At 62.9% G+C, this 24,632-nt stretch carries 17 protein-coding genes; 8 read left to right on the plus strand and 9 right to left on the minus strand.

What is annotated here, in order from left to right; genetic code table 11:
* From BLS75_RS30670 to BLS75_RS30700, 7 genes are all read right to left on the minus strand, one after another.
* The gene (locus tag BLS75_RS30670; RefSeq protein WP_072452487.1) at positions 1-3,357 is read right to left on the minus strand and encodes a toxin VasX; all 3,357 of its coding nucleotides are present in this window, start codon (positions 3,355-3,357) and stop codon (positions 1-3) included.
* Positions 3,350-4,237 (minus strand): DUF4123 domain-containing protein, encoded by an 888-nt coding sequence (locus BLS75_RS30675; RefSeq protein ID WP_072452489.1) that lies wholly within the window; start codon positions 4,235-4,237, stop codon positions 3,350-3,352. Before BLS75_RS30675 ends, BLS75_RS30670 begins: the two co-directional genes overlap by 8 nt.
* Positions 4,234-6,279, minus strand: coding sequence for a type VI secretion system Vgr family protein (gene tssI, locus BLS75_RS30680; protein ID WP_072452491.1), 2,046 nt, complete (start codon positions 6,277-6,279; stop codon positions 4,234-4,236). The genes BLS75_RS30675 and tssI overlap by 4 nt, the downstream gene beginning before the upstream one ends.
* Before the next feature lie 87 nt (positions 6,280-6,366).
* On the minus strand, positions 6,367-6,885 hold the full coding sequence (locus BLS75_RS30685; RefSeq protein ID WP_072452493.1) for an Hcp family type VI secretion system effector: 519 nt from the start codon (positions 6,883-6,885) through the stop codon (positions 6,367-6,369).
* A 349-nt stretch (positions 6,886-7,234) separates the two neighbouring features.
* Positions 7,235-8,644: an efflux transporter outer membrane subunit gene (locus BLS75_RS30690; RefSeq protein WP_072452495.1), complete on the minus strand. Its 1,410-nt coding sequence runs from the start codon at positions 8,642-8,644 to the stop codon at positions 7,235-7,237.
* 7 nt (positions 8,645-8,651) lie between these two features.
* Entirely contained in the window at positions 8,652-10,625 is a 1,974-nt protein-coding gene (locus BLS75_RS30695) for a MacB family efflux pump subunit (protein WP_072452497.1), read from the minus strand.
* Complete coding sequence (locus BLS75_RS30700) at positions 10,626-11,798, minus strand: efflux RND transporter periplasmic adaptor subunit (protein WP_015636412.1); 1,173 nt, start codon at positions 11,796-11,798, stop codon at positions 10,626-10,628.
* 326 nt (positions 11,799-12,124) lie between these two features.
* On the opposite strand from BLS75_RS30700, the gene BLS75_RS30705 reads away from it, so the two are divergent.
* The 5 genes from BLS75_RS30705 (at position 12,125) to BLS75_RS30725 (ending at position 19,104) form a co-directional block, all read left to right on the plus strand.
* Complete coding sequence (locus BLS75_RS30705; protein ID WP_026020154.1) at positions 12,125-12,607, plus strand: sigma-70 family RNA polymerase sigma factor; 483 nt, start codon at positions 12,125-12,127, stop codon at positions 12,605-12,607.
* Between the two features lie 149 nt (positions 12,608-12,756).
* Positions 12,757-14,094: a lysine N(6)-hydroxylase/L-ornithine N(5)-oxygenase family protein gene (locus BLS75_RS30710; protein ID WP_072452499.1), complete on the plus strand. Its 1,338-nt coding sequence runs from the start codon at positions 12,757-12,759 to the stop codon at positions 14,092-14,094.
* 548 nt (positions 14,095-14,642) lie between these two features.
* Complete coding sequence (gene mgtA / locus BLS75_RS30715) at positions 14,643-17,408, plus strand: magnesium-translocating P-type ATPase (protein WP_072452501.1); 2,766 nt, start codon at positions 14,643-14,645, stop codon at positions 17,406-17,408.
* Between the two features lie 204 nt (positions 17,409-17,612).
* Entirely contained in the window at positions 17,613-18,329 is a 717-nt protein-coding gene (locus BLS75_RS30720) for an MgtC/SapB family protein (RefSeq protein WP_015636409.1), read from the plus strand.
* Between the two features lie 328 nt (positions 18,330-18,657).
* Entirely contained in the window at positions 18,658-19,104 is a 447-nt protein-coding gene (locus tag BLS75_RS30725) for an ANTAR domain-containing protein (RefSeq protein ID WP_072452503.1), read from the plus strand.
* A 76-nt stretch (positions 19,105-19,180) separates the two neighbouring features.
* Here the strand turns inward: BLS75_RS30725 and dkgB are convergent, their stop codons facing one another.
* Together dkgB and BLS75_RS30735 are read right to left on the minus strand one after the other, a co-directional pair.
* Complete coding sequence (gene dkgB / locus BLS75_RS30730) at positions 19,181-19,984, minus strand: 2,5-didehydrogluconate reductase DkgB (RefSeq protein ID WP_072452505.1); 804 nt, start codon at positions 19,982-19,984, stop codon at positions 19,181-19,183.
* A gap of 221 nt (positions 19,985-20,205) precedes the next feature.
* Positions 20,206-21,114, minus strand: coding sequence for a LysR substrate-binding domain-containing protein (locus BLS75_RS30735; protein WP_072452507.1), 909 nt, complete (start codon positions 21,112-21,114; stop codon positions 20,206-20,208).
* Between the two features lie 97 nt (positions 21,115-21,211).
* On the opposite strand from BLS75_RS30735, the gene BLS75_RS30740 reads away from it, so the two are divergent.
* From BLS75_RS30740 to BLS75_RS30750, 3 genes are all read left to right on the plus strand, one after another.
* Positions 21,212-22,087, plus strand: coding sequence for a pirin family protein (locus tag BLS75_RS30740; protein WP_072452509.1), 876 nt, complete (start codon positions 21,212-21,214; stop codon positions 22,085-22,087).
* A gap of 146 nt (positions 22,088-22,233) precedes the next feature.
* Complete coding sequence (gene ycaC, locus BLS75_RS30745; RefSeq protein ID WP_011062354.1) at positions 22,234-22,860, plus strand: isochorismate family cysteine hydrolase YcaC; 627 nt, start codon at positions 22,234-22,236, stop codon at positions 22,858-22,860.
* Between the two features lie 133 nt (positions 22,861-22,993).
* Entirely contained in the window at positions 22,994-24,436 is a 1,443-nt protein-coding gene (locus tag BLS75_RS30750) for a mechanosensitive ion channel family protein (protein WP_072452511.1), read from the plus strand.
* Positions 24,437-24,632: the final 196 nt, after the last annotated feature.

Below are 24,632 nucleotides of genomic sequence, written 5' to 3' on the forward strand. Positions count from 1 at the left end.
TCATTGGTCCGCGATGGCCAGCAGCATGGCATTGGCGCGGCTGGATGCTTTGACTTGCAATGTGGTAAGGGCCAATCCATCGACCGCAGTCTCGCCTTGTCTTTCTAACTTCAACTGGTACAGGTAGCCTCTGTCCGTTTCACCTGTATCGAGTATTTGGCTGGGGTACCAGATTTGCAGTTCAATATAGTCCGCATTTTCAGCTAGGGGCACCCATGTTTGCCAGACGATATCTTCTCCAGGTGGTGGGAGTACCGGGAATCGAGCCAATGAAACCTGGTTGTGAGGTCGGTTGTTGACCTGCGTAAAATGATTGCTGTTGGTGAAGTGACCTTTATCAATGAAGGGATCTTGAACCGGCTTATCCATTGCTTTCACAGGTAATATATTCAGGGGGCGATAGCTGGCAATCACATTAAATGGCACCAGTTCGCCTCTAAGGGCACTGGGTAGCAAGATCTGCACCCAGGCGCCATTCTGAACCGTCATGGGAAGCGGAGTTCCTTTTAGGGTGTAGACTGTCTTTTGTTCAACGGTACTCTTGACGAACACTTGTGGGCTTAGCTGTATCTCCAGTAAAGAGCGCTTTTCTTCGGCATGACCGATAAAGGTGTCCGGGTGGCGCTCGCTCTGCGTAAGTGACCAACAGCACCGGCGTAACCACCAACCTACGCCATCGTGCTTGGCGCTGTTCAACATAAAAGTAGCAGCAAGATAAATAACACCTAGCACCAGTATAGCGACAGCAAACCAAGGGTTCATAACGAATGTAACTGCGCTACTCGACACACTCAATCCAGCCCAAAGTTGGGCCGCCCCACCGAGAAGCATACCGAATACCGCTATTCTCTTGAGCTTTAACGCTTTTTGCTCTTCCGAATTTTTTGCTGTCGCCAATTCATTATTTATATCTAAGATTTCTAAAGAGGCAGCAATGACCGTAAACGCCCCCATACCAATCATGCGTACGCTAAAGGAGCGAATCGTAGCTCCCCATGCACTATTGCCTGCTTTATCCCACTGCGCCGCAGTTTGACCGAGAATACCCACCGGCTCACCGTTAATCAAAACCGGCTTCGCTGCTTTTATAATCGACCACGGAGTTCCAACATAAATGGCCATCACCATACTAAAGTTATAACTCATGGAGTAGGCGATTTTAATTGTGTCTTGTGGTTCGAACTTGTTTTTGCCCTTGCTCAGGTCGCGGTAAATGAGCGCGGTGTTGATGAAGTTGAGCATGACCACGCCCCAGGTAATTGCCCCCGCATTTGCTCCCCACTTCATGTTCCAGGCTTTGGCCTTGGCTCCCCAGCCTTTTGCAACATCGACCCCTGACTGAGCAAAACTATAAATTTCCTTACGCATCAGTTCAGCATATTTATTATTTTGGTAGTCAAGGATGCCGGGGGCCTTCAGTGCGTGTATTCGTAATTTTTTTTGTAGAGCCTCGACGCTATGTGCCAGTTGTTTGCGTACGCCGTATTTATCCGGGTAGACCCATCGTCTGCTGATCTTTTTGAGTTGTACGTTTAGCAGTAGCCATTCACGCTTCCAAGTGCGCAGTCTTTTTCCAACCTCGGCATCGATGACCGCACGCTCCGCTGAGTTAATCAGCACATGGCCGATCAGCAGGTTGCGCATCAGGGCCACCAGGTTGGGCTGCTTACCCATGGCCAAGCGGCTGTCAGAGGGAATCAGGGCCAGCAGGATGGCTTGCGCGGCATTTTTACCCTCCTTGCTGGCCAGTTCGCGTAGGGCCTTGAAGGTGTCCTTCACGGGCTGCTTCAGCTCTCTCATCCAGGCCTTGTCGGCAAAGCCATCGTGGTTGAGTGCGCTGTTGAGCTCGCCTGCGCGACTGGACAAGTTCGTGAGGTCGCCCAGGCCATTGAGCAGAAGATCAGCTTGTTTATTCAGGGCTTCTTTCAAACCGGCCGAAAACCCATAGCGCACGAGGCCGAACAGGCTGGTGGCCTTAGTATCTTGTTTGGCTAACCAGGCACTGGCCAATGCGTCTTGTCCATAGATCAACAACAAGTCAGCCATGAGCATTTGCAGGTAGTGCAGGGTCTTGGGGTTGCCGGTGTCGATAAACAACTTGAGCGGCTCGGTGCCGATATGCACGGCCCAGGTCTGGAAGTCGAGCTGGCTGTTGCGCACGTTGCCCAGGAGGGTTTCTCCGTTTTTTTGATGGGCCTGGATATAGGCGTGGGCACCGTCCAGGTCGATTTCGCGACGCCATTTCCCGCGGGCGCTCCAGGCTTCGTAGTCGGCGTTGGAGGGCACTGTGCCGTACTTTTTCTTGAACGCGTGCTCTTTCTCGATGGCGCCGGTCTGCACTGGGGTGAAGCCCCCTCGGTTCATGCTGCCGAGCACCGCTATTGTCGCATCGGCTTGACGCTGTCTGAAACAGTCATCCAGATCGCGTTGATATTCCCGGGTTTTCTCGGCATCACCGCGCACTGAGGCGGGCAATTTGGCCGGGTCGATGCTGGCGCCACACAGTGTCTCAACGGTCTGTGCAATCTGGATCTTGTGTTCGTGCTGTTCTTGCCATTGTTGATAGGCGGCTTGATCGGCGGCCAGTTGCGCGCCCAGGTCGTTGAGCACCGACAAGGGTTCTTCAAGGGCGATGATCAGGGCGCTGTCCTTGTCCGGTACCGCGCCGGTCCAGAAAACATCGGCAGCTTTGGCCGCATAGGGCGCCTCCAGGGGAATGGCCGAGTCGGCAAGACGTTGGTCGTCCTTGACGCCATTGGGATCGACATCGGCCAACGCCTCGGCCATCAAGGTCAGTGGCAAGGTGTCGGGGGCCGACTGTGTCTGGCAGTAGCGCGGCAGGTCCAGTGCTTTCATCCACAATGCCCGGCTGCCAGGATTGGAGCGCATGTGCTCGCACACGCGCCAGGTCCATTGCAGGGGGGAACAACCGATGTGCAAGGAGCTGGTACGTGGGTACAGCAGGTAACGGCTGGTCGCACCGAGGCTGCTGCGTTCATCCTGGCCGATATCGGCATCGCTCCAAGGAATGCGGGTCAGCGTTCCATCGAGCCCGGAGTGCAGGTATTCATGGAGGGTCTTGGCGCTTTCGTCGTACACGTAAACATATACATCGTGCAGTTGGCGCAGGGTGTAGTGACGGGTTAGCAGTGAGGGTAAAGCGGCCCATTTCCCCAACTTCAGCAGCGGCTTGAGCCGTGTCGGGTTTTCATCGAAGCGCGAGCGATCCAGAGCGTAGCGCACAGGAACGATCGCCACCTCTGGGCCTGTGAGCGGGCAGGTGGCGGTGGCGTTTGCCGGGCGTTTGGAAAATCGGTCATTACGCTGGTCTTGGAGGGTCCCGCTCTTGTCAGTCATGTGCAGTGTCCTTTGCTCCCAGCCTGTGCTGGCGATAATCATCCAGTGCTTCGATGCGCAGTTCCGGTGCCAGGCTCGCGTGTTCCGGGTTCAGGTCCAGCCAGTCCTGGTAGGGGCCTTGGGGGCGTGTCGCGAAGTCTTTGCCCCAGTCGACGCAGGTCTCTGCCCAAATGACCAGCGCTCGTTCACTGACCAAACCCCAGGCGTTGCCGCTGCTTAGTACGTACTCCAGCCAGCGTTCGATTTGCTCACTGCTCAATCGTGTAAACGTCAGTGGGTCTCGCTGGTTCAGCCATTCATACAACTGCTCTTTGAATTGCCAGTGGTAGGCCTGTTCAAGGGCGGTGAGCTGCTCTTCACTCAATGTGGCCAAAGGTATGTTCCGGGGCTCGGACAAGTCGCTATGGCTGAAGCTTGTCAGGCACGGGCTATCGAATGGATTCCAGCTGTGGGGCGGTGTGTTGATCCACATCCGCTCCACGGGGCCCATTACCTGACTGAGTTGCTCTGATGGGTAGCTGGAGAGCCAGTGGTGCATCACCCGTGGGTCGGCAAAGCGCAACAGGCCGTTACCACCCAGCACATCAGGCGGTGCGATAAAACGCCGCCAATGCTCTGCCACCTGGCGCAACGGAGCGCGACTGAACAGCAGACAGGTATCTGCCTGCCAGATCGGACTCTGCTGCCACTCACTGATCAGATTCGAAGCATGCTGAGCGGACACCAGAATGGGCCCCAAGTCCTTCAACTCGTCCCAGCGTGTCCCAAGGTACAGCGGCTCGATCTCCAGTGCTTCGCCGCGTTGATACAGACTCACAAGAGCATCAGGACGCAGTGCACCATCGATCAGTAGGTAGTTGGCCTGGGAGGGGCTGTTCATTGGGCCTTCTCCTTGGCGAGTTTTTCGCAGATTTCACAACGTGGCGTTTTGCGCATCAAGGCTTGGCGTTGCGCCGCGATCAACAGTTCTCCGGGCTTATCCCCATCCGCCTGCTGCAACGGCCCCGGCAACAACGGCGCCGCGCCACTGCCGCTGCCCGGGCTGCCGCCGCCGTTGATCTTGACCTCGGCACCGCCGAAGACCACGCCGCTGCCGTCGATCTTTATCCAGCTGCCGCCGCCCTTGAGGGTCAGTTCGCTGCCGGCTTCGAGCACCACCTTCAGGCCGCTGGCCAGGTGGATTTCCTGCCCGGCTTCGACGAACAGGCCGCTGCCGATCTTCAGGTGCTGGCTGCCGGCGATGCTCAGGTGGTCGCCGGTGCGGGCCTCGACTTTGCGGTCGCGGTGCACGGTGTGGTGTTCTTCGGTCTTGAACTCGCTGTAGCTGTTGGCTTGCACCGTGTCGTGGCGTTCGTTGCCGACGCGGACTTTCTGGTCGTGCTCGATGTGTTCGTCCCAGTCGCGCTGGGCGTGGATGAAGATCTGTTCCGCGCCTTTTTTGTCTTCGATGCGCAGCTCGTTGAAGCCGCCGCCTCCTGGAGAACTCAGGGTCTTGAAGGTGCTGCGGGTCTTGTGCGCCGGCAGCGGGTAGGGGACGACGTTTTCCTTGTGGTACAGGCAGCCGGTGATCAGGGGCTGGTCGGGGTCGCCTTCGAGGAAGGTCACCAGCACTTCCATGCCCACCCGAGGGATGGCGACGCCACCGTACCAGGCGCCGGCCCAGGCCGAGGATACCCGCAGCCAGCAACTGCTTTTGTCGTCGCCCTGGCCGTCGCGGTCCCAGTGAAACTGCGCCTTGATCCGGCCGTAGGCGTCGGTGTGGATTTCCTCATTTTTCGGACCGGTGACCTTGGCGCTCTGGCTGCCGAGAATGCGTGGCTTGGGGTGTTCCAGGGGCGGGCGATGGGGGACGTCCCAGGGCGTGGCGGTGAAGCGGTTGCGGTAGCCCTGATGAAAGCCGTCCCGTGGCGCCGTATCGCTGGTGATGGACTCTTCCAGCACCTGCGGTTGACGGCCTTCATGGGTGATTTCCGTCAGCAGCCAGAGGTCGTTCCAGGCCGGATTGGGGTGCCCGGCCAGGGCCAGGAAATGGCCGCTGACCAGGCTGGGCTGGTCGCTGCGGCCGCAGGCCAGGCGGTAGTCGCTGCGGTGGCGCTCCAAGGCGCGCTTGGCCAGGTGCTTGCCGCGCTCGCGGTCGGTGAAGCGGCCCGGGTAGTCGTAGTCTTCGAGGTCGGGCTCGTTGCTCTTGCCTTCGGGTTTGCGGGCCGCCTCCATTTGCAATCGCGGCTTTTCGAAGTCGTAGTCGCGGCGGGTGACGCGCCGGGTGCGGGTTTCGAAACGCAGTTCGAAGCTCTTGATCACCGGGTCGCTGGCCACCAGCCCGGAGTCTTGGCGGTACGCCACCGGAGCCAGTTTCGGGAACACCGTCTGGTCGTCGCCGAACACCAGCAGGTGCCCGTCACGGCTGTGCTGGAAGTGGTAATGGATACCTTCTTCCTCGCACAGGCGCTGGATGAAATGCAGGTCCGATTCGTCGTATTGCACGCAGTACAGGCGCTCGGGGTAGTTCGTTCCCAATTGGAAGTGGTGGTCGTCGCCAAGGATGCCGTGCTCCTCCAGCACCTGGGCGATGATCTGCGGCACGCTCAGGTGCTGGAAGATCCGTTGGTTGATGCACTGTTCCAGGTAGGCCAGGCGTGGGCGCAGGCTGACCTGGTAGTGGGTCAGGCGCCGGCCGCTGTCGCCCTGGGCGATGCGTAGCACCTGCCCGTGAATGCCGCTGCCATCGGTGGCCAGTTGCAGGAAGGCAGGGGTGTGCAACAAGGCGTCGAGGTCCAGGTTGGCATGTTCGCTGACCAGTTCCAGGTCGAAGACGAAGGGCTGGCTGATGCGTTCCCGGCCTTTCAGGCTCAGCACCTGGAAGCCCGGGTCGCGACCTTCCAGGGTCAGGCTGAAATGCGTCTGGTCGGCGGCTGCGAACATTCCCTGTTCCTCGAAATCGGTGGCACAAACCTGAAGAAATGACCTGGGCCAGCAGAGCTGGCCCAGGGGTGCAACGCTCGCGCGACCTTAGCCGGCGACCGGAGTACGCCAGTCGTCGGAGCCGGAAGTGCCGGAGACTTCGTGGGTCCAGGTGATCTTGCGGTAGGTGAAATGCACGTCTTCCAGGTGGGTGAAGTGGGAATTGCCCGGGTCCTGGCAGTTGTGCATGTAGTCCTTGATGTCGACGATGATCGCGTCCTCAAGGGTGGTGGTGTAGTAGTGCTCCTGGGTGCCGGCGGCGGAGGTGCGGTACCACTGGATGACGATTTCGGTCAGGCGCTCACCCGAGGTCAGGGCCGCCAGCAGCAGCGGCGAAGCCTTGTCGAAGACCTTGGTGATGATCACCGGCTTGTGTACCCGCTGGCCGGTGGGCTGGCCGGACTGCGGGTCGCGGGGGATGATTACTTCGTGCTGGAAACCCTGGACCATGACCTGGTCCTCGTGGCCTTCCTGGTAGGTGTTGCCCACCGAATCGGCGGTAAAGGCCCCGGCGGTGATCAGGCCTTGTTTGGTGCCGGTGACCGACATGTACGCTGGCGTTGCCATGAATGCTCTCCTTGCGAATCACTGAGAAATGCCCCGGGCAGAATGGCCGGAGGGGCGAGGCAGTGGGTACAAGGTTTGTGCCAGCATTTGATTAGTGTTTGTTAATCAGCTGGTTACGAGTTTTCATGAGTATTTTCAGCGCGTTTTTCGAGGAAATACCGTGAAAAGTGCGCAAGATGTTGCGCAGTGCTGTGCAACATCTTGCGCACCTTAATGCAGGCCTTGTACTGCGCGGCTTACAGCGATCTGTGTACTGGATTATCAACAGACGGGTGCGCAAGATGTTGCGCGGTTGGGGTGTTGTACACAGGCCGCTGTTTTGCGGGTTACCCAGGGCCTGTCTCTGCCGTCACTGCACCTTCGCCTCAGGCACCCGCCAGCCGCCCCCCAGGGCCTTGTACAGGGCAATGCTCGACTGCAGCCGTGACAGCCGCAGTTGCACGTTCTGATCCTGGGCGGCGTACAGGGTGCGCTGGGTTTCCAGCACGGTCAGCAGGTCTTCGGCGCCTGCCTGGTAGCGGCTCTGGGCAATCTCGAAGGCCCGTTGCGCCTGATTCAACTCCTCGCTCTGCCACTGGCGTTGCTGGTCCAGGCCGCGAATGCTGTTGAGGGCTTTCTCGACATCGGCAAAACCATTGATGATCGCCCCGCGATAAGTCTCCAGCAGCTCTTGCTGGCGCGCCGTGGCCCTGTCCCGTTCGGCGCCCAGGCGCCCGTTGTTGAAGATCGGCGCCACCAGCCCGGAGGCGAGGTTGTAGAAGGGATTGCGCAAGACCTCGCCCAGCTTGTCGGCGTTCGAACCCAGGTTGGCGGTCAGGGTCAGGGTCGGCAGCATGGCCGCCCGCGCCACTTTGACATCGGCCTGGGCCGCCGCCAGCCGGGCCTCGGCACCGGCGATATCGGGACGGCGGGTCAGCAGTTCGCTGGGCACCCCGGCATCGATGGTCGGCCAGTTCAATTGGGCAAAGGGCTGGTCGTTCAGTTTCAGGCTCTGTACCGGCCGGCCCAGCAGGGTGGCGAGGGTGATCTGCGCCTCTTCGGCTTGCTGTTGTACCAGGGGCACCTGGCGTTGCTGGGCGGCCACCAGGCTTGTCTGCTGGGCCAGTTCCAGGGCGGTGGCCGAGCCGGAGTCATAGCGGGTCTGCACCAGTTGCAACACGTTCTGCGCATTGGCCAGGTTGAGTTCGGCGATACGGCTCTGTTCGCGCAGGGACAGGACCTGGGCATAGCTGTTGGCCACGCCGCTGAGCAGGGTCAGCTCAACGGTGGCCTGGTCGAACTCGCTGGCCTGGACTCCGAGCAGGGCGCTGTCGTAGGCGGCGCGGCGACCGCCCCAGAAGTCGACTTCATAGGTGGCGCTCAGGCCCGCGTCGAACGAGTTCGTGACCGTGCTGTTGCTGCTGGAATCGAGCTGGCTGGAGTTGTTGCCGCGCAACTGTTTTCTGCGGCTGGCGTTGAAGGTGCCATTGACGCTGGGCAGCAGCGGAGCCCCGGCGACGATGGCACTGGCCTGGGCCTGGCGGACCCGGGCCATGGCGGCGGCCAGGTCATGGCTGCCGGCCCGGGCTTCGGCGATCAGTTGGTCCAGCTCCGGGCTGCCGAAACGGGTCCACCAGCGCAGGTCTTGCTGCCGGTCGCCCTGGCTGGCGGGAGAGTGCCAGGACGCCGGTGCTTGCAGGCCGCTTTCCGGGCGCGGCGCCGGGCTGCTGCAGGCCGCCAGCAAGACGCTGGCGGCCAGGAGGGTCAGGTGCACTTTCATAGATCGATCATTCACTGGTAAGGGCCGTGACCGGGTCGAGCCGGGCAGCTTTGCGGGCCGGCATGAAGCCGAAGATGACGCCGGTGACCAGGGCGCAGGCGAAGGCGCCGAGCACCGCGGCCAGGGAGAAGGCCACCGCCACTTCGCTGAGGATCAGGATGCCGCCGATGATCAGGGCCACGCCGATGCCGGCCAGGCCGCCGACCACCGAAAGCATCACCGCTTCGGTGAGGAACTGGCGCAGGATGTCGCGCTGGCGGGCACCGGTGGCCATGCGGATACCGATTTCCCGGGTGCGTTCGCGCACGGTCATGAGCATGATGTTCATCACCCCGATGCCGCCCACCAGCAGCGAGATCGCGGCGATGGCGCCGAGCATCAGCGACAGGGTGTTCTGGGTCCGGGCCTCGGCCTGGATCATCGCGGCGTTGTTGGTCAGTTCGAAATCGCGCTTGCCGCCGTGCATGCGCAGCATCAGTTCATCGATCTCCTGTTCGGTCTGCTTGACCCGGCTGGCATCGGCGGCGGCGATCGCCACGTATTGCGGGTTGTGGTCGCCGAACAGGCGGATGCTGGCGGCGGAGTAGGGCACGGCGATGCGGTCGTCGCTGTCGCTGTCGCCGGAGCTGGCGCCTTTTTCCGAGAGTACGCCGACCACCTGGAACGGCACGTTTTCGATGAGGATGTACTGGCCAATGGGGTTGGCCACGTCCTTGAGGAGCTTTTCCCGGACCTTGTGGCCAATCACCGCCACTGCCGCCGCCGAGCGTTCGTCGGCCTCGCTGAAGTAGCTGCCCTGGGCCACGGGCCAGTTGAAGATTTCCGGGAAGTTGGTGTCGTTGCCGCCCACGTAGCTCATGTAGTCGGCGTTGCCGAAACGCACCCCGGCCTTGGCGCCGTTGACCGCCATGATCCGTTTCACCTGGGGCAGGTTGGCCAGGGCGGCGACGTCATCCAGGGTGACGATGCCTTCCGGGGTGCGCGGGTTGGGCGAGTAGCCGCTCAGGTAAATGATGTTCGAGCCAAACGCCCCCATCTGCGCCATCACCTGGCGCTTGCTGCCTTCGCCCACCGCCAGCATCACCACCACCGAGGCCACGCCGATGATGATCCCCAGCAGGGTCAGGGCGGTGCGGAAGCGGTTGATCCACATCACCCGCCAGGCGGCTTGCACCGCTTCCAGCAGTTCACCTTTCCAGGCGCCGGTGGCTTCGCTGCCGTCGGCCAGGCGCTGGCGCAGGTCCACGGCTTGCAGGGCGCCGGCGTTGGCGCTCAGTTGTACCGAGGGATCGCTGGTGGCGGTGTCGCTGATGATCTCGCCGTCGCGGATCTCGATGATGCGCTTGGCCCGGGCCGCCACTTCGCGGTCGTGGGTGATGAGGATCACCACGTGGCCCTGGCTGGCCAGTTCGTCCAGCAGGGCCATGACTTCGGCGCCGCTGTGGCTGTCCAGGGCGCCGGTGGGTTCGTCGGCGAGGATGATGTGGCCGCCGTTCATCAGGGCGCGGGCGATGGATACCCGTTGCTGCTGGCCACCGGACAATTGATGCGGGCGGTTGCCGCTGCGGCTGGCCAGGCCCAGGCGGTCCAGCAGGGCGGCGGCGCGGGCGTGGCGTTCGGCGGCCGGGGTGCCGGCGTAGATGGCCGGCATCTCGACGTTTTCCTGGGCCGAGCCGGATGGGATCAGGTGGTAGCCCTGGAACACGAAGCCGAAGGCCTCGCGGCGCAGCCAGGCCAGTTCGTCGCTGTCCAGGTGAGCTACGTTCTCCCCGGCGAACAGGTACTCGCCCGAGGTCGGGCGGTCCAGGCAACCGAGGATGTTCATCAGCGTCGACTTGCCGGAGCCGGAGGCACCAACGATGGCGACGAATTCCCCAGCGTGGATCGACAGGTCGATGCCCCGCAGGACATCGACCTGCGGGCTGTCGCCGCCGCCGTAGGATTTGCGGATGTTCCTGAGGTCGATCAGAGGCGTCTGCATTCAACCCCCGCTGCTGTTGGCCGGGCCGATCAGCAGATGATCACCTTCGTTCAAGCCGTCGAGGATCTGGATGCGCAGGCGGTCGCTGATGCCGACCCGGACCTTGCGTTCGTCGATCGAGCCGTTCTTGGCCACTACCCGAGCCATCTGCAGGTCCGGCTCGGTACTGCCGTGCAGGGCGGCGATGGGGGCGGTGAGCACATTTTTTGCCTGGTTGGCGACGAAGAACACCTGGGTGGTCATTTCCGCCATCAGCGCGTTGTCGGCGTTGTCCACGTCCAGCAGCACGGTGTAGAGCACCACCCGGCCGCTGCCGCTCTTGCTGGTGCTGTTGGGGCTGCCGCTACCCTGGCTGGATTCGTTGAGGGGCTTGGGCGGGATCGGCAGGATCTGCCGCACAGTGCTGGTCCAGCGTCGGTTGCCGCCACTCAGGGTGGTGAAGTAGGCGTGCATGCCGGGTTTGACGTGGCCGATATCGGCTTCCGAGACTTCGGCCCAGACGGTCATGGGCGAGAGCTTGGCGATGCGCAGGATCAGCGGGGTCTGCTGCTGGGCGTTGAGGGTCTGGCCTTCGCGGGCGTCCACCGCGACCACGGTGCCGGACATGGGGGCATAGATGCGCGTGTAGCCCAGTTCGGCCTGGTCGCTGCGCAGGCTGGCCTGGGCCTGGCGGATCTGCGCCTTGTACATGTCGATCCGCGCCTGGGTGGCCTTGAGTTCGGCCTGGGCGGTCTGTACGTCTTCCTCGCGGGTGGCGCCGCCGGCCGCCAGGTTCTGCTGGCGCTGGTACTTCTGCCGGGCCAGCTGGTTCTGGGCGTACTGCTCCTGCAACTGGGCCTGCAGGTTCTCGATGGAGAAACGGCTGGCGTCGAGTTTCGCCTGCTGGGTGGAGGGGTCGATCTCCACCAGCAACTGGCCTTCCTTGACCTGATCGCCGGATTCGACGTGGATCTTGCGGATCTGCCCGGACGCCTGGGCGCCCACATCCACGTAGCGGCGTGGTTGCAAGGTGCCCAGGGCGGTGACGCTGCTTTCTATATCGCCGCGGCTCACCTGCACGGTGGTGAACTGGTCACGGCCCGCCGGGATGAACTTCCAGGCAGCGATGGCAACAACGGGGATCACACACAGTGCGGCAAGCAGGGCGCGTCGGGTAGGGCGAGGACGTTTCATGCAGGGTTCCGGCCAGGGGATATCGGCCCGTCACAACGGCCAGCTGCACAAGGGGCAGCCAGGCTTGCGGCTGCCGCAGGAACGGCAGAGACGGGGAGCTGTCAGGTAAACGAGATGCCGGGGGGGGAATTTAACTGCCGACACATGGCGTTACAGCTGTCGGAACACTGAAAATAAACCCACCGCGGTGCTGCGCTACTTTAAATCTATATGAGAATTACTATAAATTACGCCGCTACTAAACAGCCATCACGAATTACCGGGTGCAATCGGCCATGGCCGGACGTGCTCAAGGACAGAACCGCCCCAGTGGGCGCTCGGGAGCCCTGTTGGAAAACTACTATCGCGAGCTGATGTGCTTCCTCAACGCCAAGCTGGGCAATCGCCAGGTGGCCGAGGATGTGGTGCATGACGCTTATGTGCGGGTCCTGGAGCGCTCCAGCGATACCCCCATCGAGCAGCCGCGGGCGTTTCTCTATCGCACGGCCCTGAACCTGGTGATCGACGGCCATCGGCGCAATGCCTTGCGCCAGTCCGAGCCCCTGGAGGTGCTGGACAACGAAGAGCGTTACTTCAACCCTTCGCCGCAGACCAGCCTGGATCACGGCCAGCGCCTGGAAATGCTGCAACGGGCCCTGGCCGAGCTGCCCCGGCTGTGTCGCGAGAGCTTCCTGCTGCGCAAGCTCGAAGGCCTGTCCCACCCGCAGATCGCCGAACAGTTGGGGATTTCCCGCAGCCTGGTGGAGAAACACATCGTCAATGCCATGAAGCATTGCCGGTCGCGCCTGCGCCAGTGGGATGCTCAATAACGCGTTGCCGTTGAGACGTATTTAGTTAAATTTTTTTTCATTGTCCTCGTCCCTACTCAACAGACGATCTGCTGTCCTGCATGGGCCAGTCGGGTCACCGTGACACTTTATCCCCCGCGTTGAGGCGGTTTATCCAGAGGACACTGGAAATGACACAGGCAATTGCATCGGCCCACGTTCACGATTTGATCGGTATCGGTTTCGGCCCCTCGAACCTGGCGCTGGCCATTGCGCTGGAGGAGCGCGGGCAGGAGCACGGTCCGCTGGACGCGTTGTTCCTCGACAAGCAGGCTGACTATCGCTGGCACGGCAATACCCTGGTAACCCAGAGCGAACTGCAGATTTCCTTCCTCAAGGACTTGGTGACCCTGCGCAACCCCACCAGCCCCTATTCCTTCGTCAACTACCTCAAGCACCACGGGCGCCTGGTGGACTTCATCAACCTGGGCACCTTCTATCCATGCCGCATGGAGTTCAACGACTACCTGCGCTGGGTGGCCGGGCACTTCCAGGAACACAGCCGCTACGGAGAAGAAGTGCTGGCCATCGAGCCAGTGCTGCACAACCAGCAGGTCGAGGCGTTGCGGGTGATTTCCCGGGATGCCCAGGGCAGCGAACTGGTGCGCACCACCCGTTCGGTGGTGGTCAGTGCCGGCGGCACGGCGCGGGTTCCGGAAACCTTCAAGGCGCTCAAGGGCGATGCGCGGGTGTTCCACCATTCCCAGTACCTGGAACGCATGGCCAGCCAGCCCTGTGTCAGTGGCAAACCGATGAACATCGCCATCATCGGCGGCGGGCAGAGCGCGGCAGAAGCCTTCATCGACCTCAACGACAGTTTCCCTTCGGTGCAGGCCGACATCATCATGCGCGGTTCGGCACTCAAGCCGGCGGATGACAGCCCGTTCGTCAACGAAGTGTTCTCCCCGGCCTTCACCGACCTGGTGTTCCAGCAGACTGGCAGCGAGCGCGAGCGCCTGGTCAGCGAATATCAGAACACCAACTATTCGGTGGTGGACATCGACCTGATCGAGCGCATTTACGGGATTTTCTACCGGCAGAAGGTTTCCGGCATCGCGCGCCACACCTTCCGCACCATGACCACGGTGGAGAAGGCCACCGCTACCGACCTGGGCATCGAACTGATCCTGCGCAACAGTGCCAGCGGCGAGCGCGAAGTGCGTCACTACGATGCGGTGGTGCTGGCCACCGGCTACGAGCGGCAGATGCATCGTCAACTGCTGGCGCCGCTGCAGGCCTACCTGGGTGACTTTGAGGTGGACCGCAATTACCGCCTGGTGACCGACGAACGCTGCAAGGCCGGCGTCTACATGCAGGGCTTCAGCCAGGCCAGCCATGGCCTGAGCGACACCTTGCTGTCGGTGTTGCCGATCCGTGCCCAGGAGATTGCCGATTCGCTCTACGAACACGGCAAGAGCCGCGGTCACAGCCGTTCGGTGCGTGACATGCTGCTGGCCACCGCCAGCTGATCGGCGCCACCTCCGTTCTTGCGGACCTCTTCGCCGGCAAGCCGGCTCCTGCCATTCGGGGTTATCCCGGGTGTTTTTTGTAGGAGCCGGCTTGCCGGCGAAGGCATTCCTGAACCTTGGCTGAAGAACTTTTCGATTCCCTCTGCCAGGGTTTCCCTCCGGTTTACTCTGCAAATAGTGCGGCGTAAGCTGCGCGCGTTTTCAATCAGTGGAGGCCCAGTGTGGGTACTTGTTCGAGTGACAGGAGTCGGCCGGTTTCAGTAACCGGCGCAGTCCCGGCAAGATAGCGCGCAGCCTTTTTCCTGCCGCTGTCTCGCTGTCCAGCGAGATGCGGCATCCCGATCGCGAACCTCTGTGGTTCGCTTCCCGACGCCACTTCCTGGCGACTTCTATTTCCCCTTCGACCCGGCCGGCTGCCGTGTCGTGGAGGCATCGACGCGCAGGTCCAGGACCTGCGGATCAGGCATGCATGGAGGATTACCCTCCGGCAACGCCCGATCGTACCTGCCTGCGGTTTTCCCTACGCCGTTGCTGCAGGAGTCATCACCATGAAGCTCACCCTGTTGAAAGAGTTCTTTGCCGGCTTCCTGCGGACCCGGCATTTCGCCCGGCACTTCCGCCGCCTGGCGCTGCTGGAAAGTTTCAGCGACGCCAGCGTCAGCCGCGACGTGCCGCCGACCCTGGCGCAAACCCTGGTGGCCGCGGCCAACAGCGACGCCGCGCAACTGCTCGACCGGCTCGGCAGCCACACCGACGGCCTGAGCACCGAGGAGGCCGATGCCCTGCGTGAGCGTCACGGCCTCAACGAGGTCGAGCACGAGCAGGCGCTGCCCTGGTGGACCCACCTGTGGCACTGCTACAAGAACCCCTTCAACCTGCTGCTGACCCTGCTGGCGGTGATTTCCTGGCTGACCGAAGACATGAAGGCGGCCACGGTGATCTTCTCCATGGTGGTGCTTTCGACCCTGCTGCGCTTCTGGCAGGAGGCCAAGTCGAACAAGGCTGCCGATGCCCTCAAGGCCATGGTCAGCAATACCGCCACGGTCATGCGCCCAGGGTCGGCGCCCCAGGCCGCGCCGATGCTCGGCCGCCTGCTGGGGGCCGCCGCCGAGGTCAAGGGCGCTCAGCGCATCGAGTTGCCGATCAAGCAACTGGTGCCCGGCGACCTGATCGTGCTCTCGGCCGGCGACATGATTCCCGCCGACTGCCGGGTGCTCAGCGCCAAGGACTTGTTCGTCAGCCAGGCGGCCATGACAGGCGAATCCATGCCGGTGGAGAAATTCCCCCGCCAGCAGGACGCCGACACCAGCAACCCCCTGGACCTGGACAACATCCTGTTCATGGGCACCAACGTGGTCTCCGGTTCCGCCACGGCAGTGATCCTGACCACCGGCAACAGCACCTATTTCGGCGCCCTGGCCCAGCGTGTCAGCGCCACCGACCGCGCGCCCACCTCGTTCCAGAGCGGGGTCAACAAGGTCAGCTGGCTGCTGATCCGCTTCATGTTCGTCATGGCGCCCCTGGTGCTGTTCATCAACGGCTTCACCAAGGGCGACTGGATGGAGGCGCTGCTGTTCGCCCTGTCGATCGCCGTCGGCCTGACCCCGGAAATGCTGCCGATGATCGTCACCTCGACCCTGGCCAAGGGCGCGGTGTTCCTGTCGCGCAAGAAGGTCATCGTCAAGCGCCTGGACGCGATCCAGAACTTCGGTGCCATGGACGTGCTGTGCACCGACAAGACCGGCACCCTGACCCAGGACAAGATCTTCCTGGCGCGGCACGTGGACGTCTGGGGCGAGGATTCCGACGACGTGCTGGAAATGGCCTACCTCAACAGCTACTACCAGACCGGGCTGAAGAACCTGCTGGACGTGGCGGTACTGGAGCACGTCGAGGTGCACCGCGAGCTCAAGGTCGGCACGGCATTCCAGAAGGTCGATGAAATCCCCTTCGATTTCACCCGTCGGCGCATGTCGGTAGTGGTGGCGGAACAGGACCGGCCGCACCTGCTGATCTGCAAGGGGGCGGTGGAGGAAGTGCTGGCGGTGTGCCGCAACGTACGCCATGGCGAAGCCGAGGAAGCCCTGACCGAGAGCCTGCTGGCGCGGATCCGCCAGGTGACCGCCGACCTCAACGAAGAGGGGCTGCGGGTGGTGGCGGTGGCCGCGCGGCCGATGATCGACGGGCGCGATACCTACAGCCTGGCGGACGAGTGCGAGCTGACCCTGATCGGCTACGTGGCGTTCCTCGACCCGCCCAAGGAAAGTACCGCGCCGGCCCTCAAGGCCCTGGCCGAACATGGCGTGGCGGTGAAAGTGCTGACCGGTGACAACGAACTGGTGACGGCGAAGATCTGCCGCGAAGTGGGCCTGGAGCAGCAGGGCCTGCTGATGGGCAACGACATCGAGCGCATGAGCGACGAGCAACTGGCCAAGGCGGTGGAAACCACCAACGTGTTCGCCAAGCTGACCCCGACCCACAAGGAGCGCATTGTCCGCCTGCTCAAGGCCAACGGCCACGTGGTGGGCTTCATGGGCGACGGCATCAACGATGCCCCGGCGCTGCGCACCGCCGACATCGGCATTTCCGTGGACAGCGCGGTGGACATCGCCAAGGAAGCGGCGGACATCATCCTCCTGGAAAAGAGCCTGATGGTGCTGGAGGAGGGCGTGCTGGAAGGGCGCCGGACCTTCGCCAACATGCTCAAGTACATCAAGATGACCGCCAGCTCGAACTTCGGCAACGTGTTCTCGGTGCTGGTGGCCAGTGCCTTCATTCCGTTCCTGCCGATGCTGCCGATGCACCTGCTGGTGCAGAACCTGCTGTACGACATTTCCCAGATCGCCATTCCCTTCGATAACGTCGATGAGGAAATGCTGAAAAAGCCCCAGCGCTGGCAGCCGGCGGATGTGGGGCGGTTCATGCTGTTCTTCGGGCCTATCAGCTCGATCTTCGACATCACCACCTTTGCCCTGATGTGGTACGTGTTCGACGCCAATACCCCGGACCACCAGACGCTGTTCCAGTCCGGCTGGTTCGTGGTGGGGCTGCTGACCCAGACCCTGATCGTGCACATGATCCGCACGCCGAAGATTCCGTTTTTGCAGAGCCGCGCGGCCATGCCGTTGATGGTGATGACCGGCGTCATCATGGCGGTGGGGATCTTCCTGCCGATGGGCCCGCTGGCGCACTACTTCAAGCTGCAGGCGCTGCCGTCGCTGTACTTCGTGTTCCTGCCGCTGATCCTGCTGGCCTACATGGCCCTGACCCAGGCGGTGAAGGGCTTCTACGTGCGGCGCTTCGGCTGGCAGTAACGCTGCCCTGTAGGAGCCAGCTCGCTGGCGAAGGCTGTCTTGCCAGCGAAAGCTCCCCGGCGGGCTAAGGCGTCCTCACGGGCCTCTTCGCTGGCAAGCCAGCTCCTACGGTCAGCCGTGCATCACGGCAGGCCATGAGACGTTCATGGACCGCTGCTAGAGTCCTCTGGTGCCATTCATGCCCTTTGCTCAAGGACAGTCGCCATGCAAGCCCTGCACAACATCAACCTGGACTCGCTGATCGATACCCTGGTCAGCCTCAGCGCCGCCTTTATCCTCGGTGGCCTGATCGGCTTCGAACGCCAGTACCGCCAGCGCACCGCGGGTTTGCGCACCAATGTGCTGGTGGCGGTGGGGGCCGCGATCTTCGTCGATATGGCCAACCGCCTGGGGGGCGCCGAAGGGGCGGTGCGGGTGGTGGCCTACGTGGTCTCCGGTATCGGCTTTCTCGGCGCCGGGGTGATCATGCGCGAGGAGGGTAATGTCCGTGGGCTGAATACCGCTGCCACCCTCTGGGCCTCGGCGGCGGTGGGGGCCTGCGCCGGTGCCGACCTGATCCTCGAGGCACTGCTGGGCACCCTGTTCGTGCTGGCCGCCAATACCCTGCTGCGGCCCATCGTCAACAACATCAACCGCCAGCCCCTGGACGTGGTGTCCGCCGAGGTCACCAATATCGTCTACGTGATCGCCCATCGCTCGAAGCAGAAGGCAGTGTTCGCCCTGCTGGAAGCGGAGCTGGCGCGCTGCAACTACCCCGCCAGCGACGTTGATGTGCACGCCTTCGGTACGGAGGATGTGGAGATCGAGGCGACCCTGGCGACCACCTCGGTGGACGGTGACGAACTGGATGCGCTGGTGGCCCGGCTGTCCACATCGCCCTGGGTGCAGCAGGCGTTCTGGAGCCCGAGCACCACCGAATGAGCATTTTTCGCCTCCGCCCAGGGGAGGCATGAGATACGGCTCGGTTTCTCTCGGAAGGGGCTTACCGGACAACAAGACTTTTCCGCGGGCTGGCCCCTGCTAAAAACCGTGGCCGGTGGTTATGGTAGGGCACGGTTGCACAGCGGGGCTGGAGGACGAGCCGCGAGCGCCAGGCGTCCGGGGTAGAGCGCCGTCCACCGGGGCGCCCTCGGCAGCGACTTTCAGGTTGTTCCTAGAGCCAACCTCCACGCACTGGCTTAGCCTTCCAGCGGCCCGGGAGTAGGGCCGGTATTCGCAGTGCCGAAGTCTTGTCAGCAGGATCAGAAAAATGTCCAACAGAGCATTGCGCATATTGATTGCCGATGATCAGCACTTTCGTCGCATGCAGATCGAAAGAGCCCTGAATCAACTGAACTATTACCGAGTGGCCCCGGTGCACAGGCTGGAGGAACTGCTGACGCTGGTGGAGTATTCCTGCGAGTCGTTCGACCTGCTGATCATCAACGCCAACCTGGCTGTCCGCAGCGATTTCGACTTGCTGGCTTTCTGCCTGGACCACCCGCATATCGAGCAAGCCCTGATCTACGGCAGCCAGCATCTTGCCGCCACTTCCGGCAGCCGGTGGTGCAAGGTGCATGTCAGCCCGGCCGAATGGCCGGACAGCGCGGCGATCAAGCGCCTGATGCTATGGGTGGACCCGCCATTGCCCGATGCCGCCGGGCCTTCCCGGCAGCGGCTGGCGCAATTGCATGGCCATTGGGGCAGCCCGAACTGACCGAGGTTTGCGCACCCCACGCCAAACGGCATCCCGAGGGATGCCGTTTGGCGTTTTTGTCAGCGCCGTTCGCGTTTCAGTCCCACTGCGGGGCAATGCCTGCCGGGCTGGTCAGGCGCTGGCCGCGCTCCAGGCCGGCGATGCTCTCAAGCTCCGCGCTGCTCAGGGTCAAGGCGCAGGCTGCGAGGTTGCCTTGCAGGTTGGCCCGGCGGGTGGAGGAGGGGATCACCGCATAGCCCGACTGCATGGCCCAGGCCAGCACCACCTGGGCCGGGGTGGCCTGGCGTGCCTGGGCGATCTGCAGGATCAGTGGGTCCTTGAGCACTTCGCCATAGGCCAGGGTCATGTAGGAGGTGATGTGAATGCCCTGGCTGCGGGCGAACTCCGCCACCTTGCGGTTCTGCAGGTAGGGGTGCAATTCCACCTGGTGGCTAGCGATCTGCTCGGCCCCGACGGCATCAATGGCTTGCTGCAGCAAGGCATTGCTGAAGTTGGACACGCCGATCTGCCGGGTCAGGCCCTGGGTCTTGGCTTCCAGCAGGGTCTGCATGAACTCCGCCACCGGCACCTGGTTGTCTGGCGAGGGCCAGTGGATCAGGGTCAGGTCCAGGTAATCGGTGCGCAGCTTGTGCAGGCTTTCCTTGAGGCTGGGGATCAGGCGCTCCCGGGACAGGTTGGCGATCCAGATCTTGCTGGTGATGAACAGCTGGTCGCGGGGAATGCCACTGGCGGCCACCGCGGCGCCGACATCGGCTTCGTTGTCGTAGATCTGCGCGGTATCGATGGCGCGATAGCCCAGTTCCAGGGCGCTGCTCAGGGAATCGATGAGCACCTGGCCCTGAAGGCGGAAGGTGCCGAGGCCAAAGGCGGGTACAGACATGGGTCACTCCGGGCATTGCAGTGGGATTGGCCGGCAGTATCCGTACCTGCATCGCTGAGAAAAACCGCCGCCGGCACAAAGGAATATTGCCCCGCGTTCACGAATTCACCTGCCCCTGTAGGAACCCGCTTGCCGGCGAATCGCGCAACTCAGGCATGAACCCCACAGGGAGGCTGCCCAACCGCCACCGCCTGGCCGCTCCAGGCGCTTGCTTCTGAGCCTCAGGCCATGTCGCTGTGGCTGAATTCCTCCCCGAGAAAGTCGATCAGGCTGCGTACCGAAGGCAGCAGCCCTCGGCGTGAGGGGAAGATCGCATGCACGATGCCGCACCTTGGCGCCCAGTCGGGCACCAGTTCCAGCAGTCGCCCGGTCTCCAGGTCTTCACGCACCACCACCTTGGGCAGGTGGGCGATGCCGATGCCCGCCAGTACTGCATGGCGCAGCGCCAGCAGGTCGTCGGTGACCATCCGCGGTCGGTGGCGGATCAGCGCCTCGGCGCCGTCCGGGCCCAGCAATTGCCATTGATATTCACGTTGTGCCGCCCCCCAGTGCACGCTCGGCAAACCGCTGAGGTCGGCCGGTGTTGCCGGGCCCGACAGGCGCTGGAGAAAATCCGGGTGGCCCACCAGGCACTGGGTGCTGTTGCCCAGCACCTTCATCACCAGGTCGGTGTTTTCCAGGGGCGGGAAGCGCACCCGCAGGGCGATGTCGAAGCCCTCGTGGATCAGGTCGACCCGGCGGTTGGTGCTCTCGATGAACAGTTCCACCAGGGGGTACTTGAGCATGAAGCGGGTAAGCATCGGCCCCACCCAGGAATTGAGCAGGGCAGTGGGGCAGGCCACGCGTACCAGCCCCTGGGGTTCGGAGCGGTTGCGTTCTATGACTTCCGCCGCGCCCTCGGCTTCCACCCGCATGGCCAGGCAGCGCTGGTAGTACTCCTGGCCGATCTCGGTCAGCGAACAGTGGCGGCTGGTGCGATGGATCAGGCGCACTCCAAGGCGTTCCTCCAACTGGGAAATCCGCCGGCTGAGCTTGGACTTGGGCATGTCCAGGGCCCGTCCCGCGGCGGCAAAGCCACGGTGCTCCACCACCTGGGTGAAGTAGTAGAGGGTGTTCAGATCTTCCAAGATCGTTCTCCAGATAGAACGCTAAGGGTGATTTTTGCAGTCTAGCGCGGCAAAGGTCTGAGTTTTAAGGTGTGTCCATCAGATAGTTCTGGAGGACGACATGAAAAACATCATCGGCATCTACACCAGTCCACGGCCCCATTGGGTCGGTGACGGCTTCCCGGTCCGTACCCTGTTTTCCTACGACAACCTGGGCCAGCACATCAGCCCGTTCCTGCTGCTGGATCACGCCGGCCCCGCGCAGTTCAGCCCCACCAGCGCCCGGCGCGGCGTCGGCCAGCACCCCCATCGCGGTTTCGAAACCGTGACCATCGTCTATGACGGCGAGGTGGAACACCGGGATTCCACCGGCAGCGGCGGCAAGATCGGCCCTGGCGATGTGCAGTGGATGACCGCGGCCTCGGGGATCCTCCATGAGGAGTTTCATTCCACGGACTTCGCCCAACGTGGCGGCAACCTGGAAATGGTCCAGTTGTGGGTCAACCTGCCGGCGAAGGACAAGCTCGCGGCGCCCGGTTACCAGACCATCGTTGCGGCGGACATCCCGCAGGTCCCGCTGCCGGGCAATGCCGGCAGCCTGCGCCTGATCGCCGGCGAGTTCGATGGCCACCGGGGCCCTGCACGGACCTTCACCCCGATCGACGTCTGGGACATCCGCCTGCAAGCCGGCAAGCACCTGGACCTGCCTCTGCATTCGGGGCGTAACAGCGCCCTGGTGGTATTGCGCGGCACGGTGCAGGTCAATGGCCAGGAGCTGGTGCGCGAAGGTCAGCTGGCGCTGCTGGAGCGTGACGGCCAGGACATCAGCCTGGAGGCCAACAACGACGCGATCGTGCTGTTGCTCAGCGGCGAGCCCATCGACGAACCCATCGTCGGCCACGGCCCGTTCGTGATGAACAGCGAAGAAGAGATTCATCAGGCTTTCGTCGATTTCCAATCGGGACGCTTCGGCCAGATGGACGCAACCGGTCACTGACCGGTTGCACTGGCGCGGCGGGCATCGGCCACCAGGCTTTGCCAGTCGTGCGCAACTCCCCGGCGCCCGCCGTTACCCCGGCGGAGCGTGCCACGGGTTTCATCCAAGCCGGGTCTTCCGGCATCGATCATTAGCGAGGACTTCACATGACCACTGCATACAAGCGTCTGGACAAGGATAACGCCGCCGTACTGCTGGTAGACCACCAGGCCGGCCTGCTGTCGCTGGTCCGCGATATCGAGCCCGATCGTTTCAAGAACAACGTGCTGGCCCTGGCCGACCTGGCCAAGTACTTCAAGTTGCCGACCATCCTCACCACCAGTTTCGAAACCGGCCCCAACGGCCCGCTGGTGCCGGAGCTCAAGGCGCTGTTCCCCGACGCGCCGTACATCGCCCGCCCGGGCCAGATCAATGCCTGGGACAACGAGGACTTCGTCAAGGCGATCAAGGCCACCGGCAAGAAGCAACTGATCATCGCCGGCGTGGTTACCGAAGTGTGCGTGGCGTTCCCGGCGCTCTCGGCCCTGGAAGAAGGCTTTGAAGTCTTCGTGGTCACCGACGCTTCCGGCACCTTCAATGCCCTGACTCGCGATTCGGCCTGGAACCGCATGTCCAATGCCGGCGCCCAGTTGATGACCTGGTTCGGCCTGGCCTGCGAGCTGCACCGCGACTGGCGCAACGACATCGAGGGTCTGGGCACCCTGTTCTCCAACCACATCCCCGACTACCGCAACCTGATGACCAGCTACAACACCCTGACCCAGGGCCAGTAATCCCTGAGTCGCGGCGGGCCCTGCGCCCGTCGCCCGATCCCTGCCCGGGGCGCACGCCCCGGGCTTTTCCAGCTATACCTGCTCCTGCGTCTTTCGTGCGATCGTGCCGTCTTCGTCATGCCGGAGTGCCTCGATGTCTTCCCTGTTCAGCGATCATCCGTTGTTGGCCGCGCTGTTCCTGCTGTTCCTGGATATGCTGCTCTGGCGCCTGATCGGCAGCCGTGGCGACTACTGGAAGCTGGCGGTACGGGTGCTGATCTTTTCCCTCTACAGCCTGATGCTGTTCAACCAGGGCATGAACCCGATGCAGGCCGCGCCCTGGCCCGACGACGTGCCCCTGCACCTGGCCGCCACCGGCCTGGAAATTGGCTGGTGGCTGTTTGGCGCGCGGACCCTGACGGTGTTGCTGGGCACCCTGATGATGCAGCGGGTGGGGCATACCGGGCGCCTGCTGCAGGACCTGATGGGCGCGGTGATCTTCCTCATCGCCATCATCGCCGCCCTGGCCTATGTGCTGGAGCTGCCGGTCAAGGGCGTGCTGGCCACCTCCGGGGCCTTGGCGATCATCGTCGGCCTGGCCCTGCAAAGCACCCTCAGCGACCTGTTTTCCGGGATCGTCCTCAACACCACCAAGCCCTACCAGATCGATGACTGGATCGCCATCGACGGCACCGAGGGGCGGGTGCTGGACATCGACTGGCGCGCCACCCGGCTGCAGACCTCCCAGGGCAGCATGGTGGTGATCCCCAACTCCCTGGCGTCCAAGGCCAAGATCACCAATTTCAGCCGGCCGGTGGATGTTCATGGCCTGTCGGTGAGCGTGCAGGTCAGCCCCCACGCGCGCCCGCAGAAAGTCATCGAGGCCCTGGAGCGGGCCACCCTGGGCTGCCGCCTGCTGTTGAGTACCCCGGCGGCCAGTGTGGCGATGAAGAGCACCAGCAGCAGTGGCGCGGAATACGAGATCAGCGGTTTTGTCGCCGACATGGGGCACAAGCGCGAGGTGCGCAACCAGCTGTTCGACCTGGCCTTCCGCCATTTGCAGGCCAGCGGCATCGGCCTGCTGTCCGCCGCCGAGCCGGCCCAGGCGGCGACCCTGTCGCGGCCCCGGGTACTGCTGGACGCCTCGAGCATCTTTTCCACCCTGCGCCAGGATGAGAAGGACACCTTCAGCCAGAACATGCACCTGCAGACCTACCGTGCCGGCGAGACCATCCTGGCCCAGGGCGAGGTCAGCGATCACCTGTTCATCATCGAATCCGGAGTGGTTTCGGTGACCATGCAACGCGACGGCAAGCCCTTCGAGGCCGGGCGCATGGGGCCGGGTGAGGTCATCGGCGAAGCCGGCGTGGTGGCCGAGCAAGCCACAGTGGCGCAGTTTGCGGCCAAGACCTTCTGCAGCCTCTACCGCATCGACAACGAGTTCCTCAAGCCCTGCCTGGATGCGCGCCACGACATCAACGAGGCCATGAAGAACCTCCTGGATTTTCGCCGGCACATGGCCCAGACCCTGTCCCAGGCTGCGCCCAAGCCAGTGCTCAGGAAGGGTTTCCTGCAATGGCTGCGCAGCCGCACCTGAGGCGCCGGCCACCCCAAGCCCCGACCCGGCCCTGGCCTGACAATATCCCTGACATCGCCGCGTCTGCGCGCAGCCGTCCGCAGCCTGCGGCAGCGGCTACAAAAATCGCCGATCGGCACTGGCCCTGTAGCCGCTGCTGAGCCTGCGAAGCTGCGAAAAGGCCCGCAGGGCCTTGCCTGGCGATGGCCTGGACCGA

The organism is Pseudomonas sp. NFPP12, assembly GCF_900103205.1.
Classification (GTDB): Bacteria; Pseudomonadota; Gammaproteobacteria; order Pseudomonadales; family Pseudomonadaceae; genus Aquipseudomonas; species Aquipseudomonas protegens.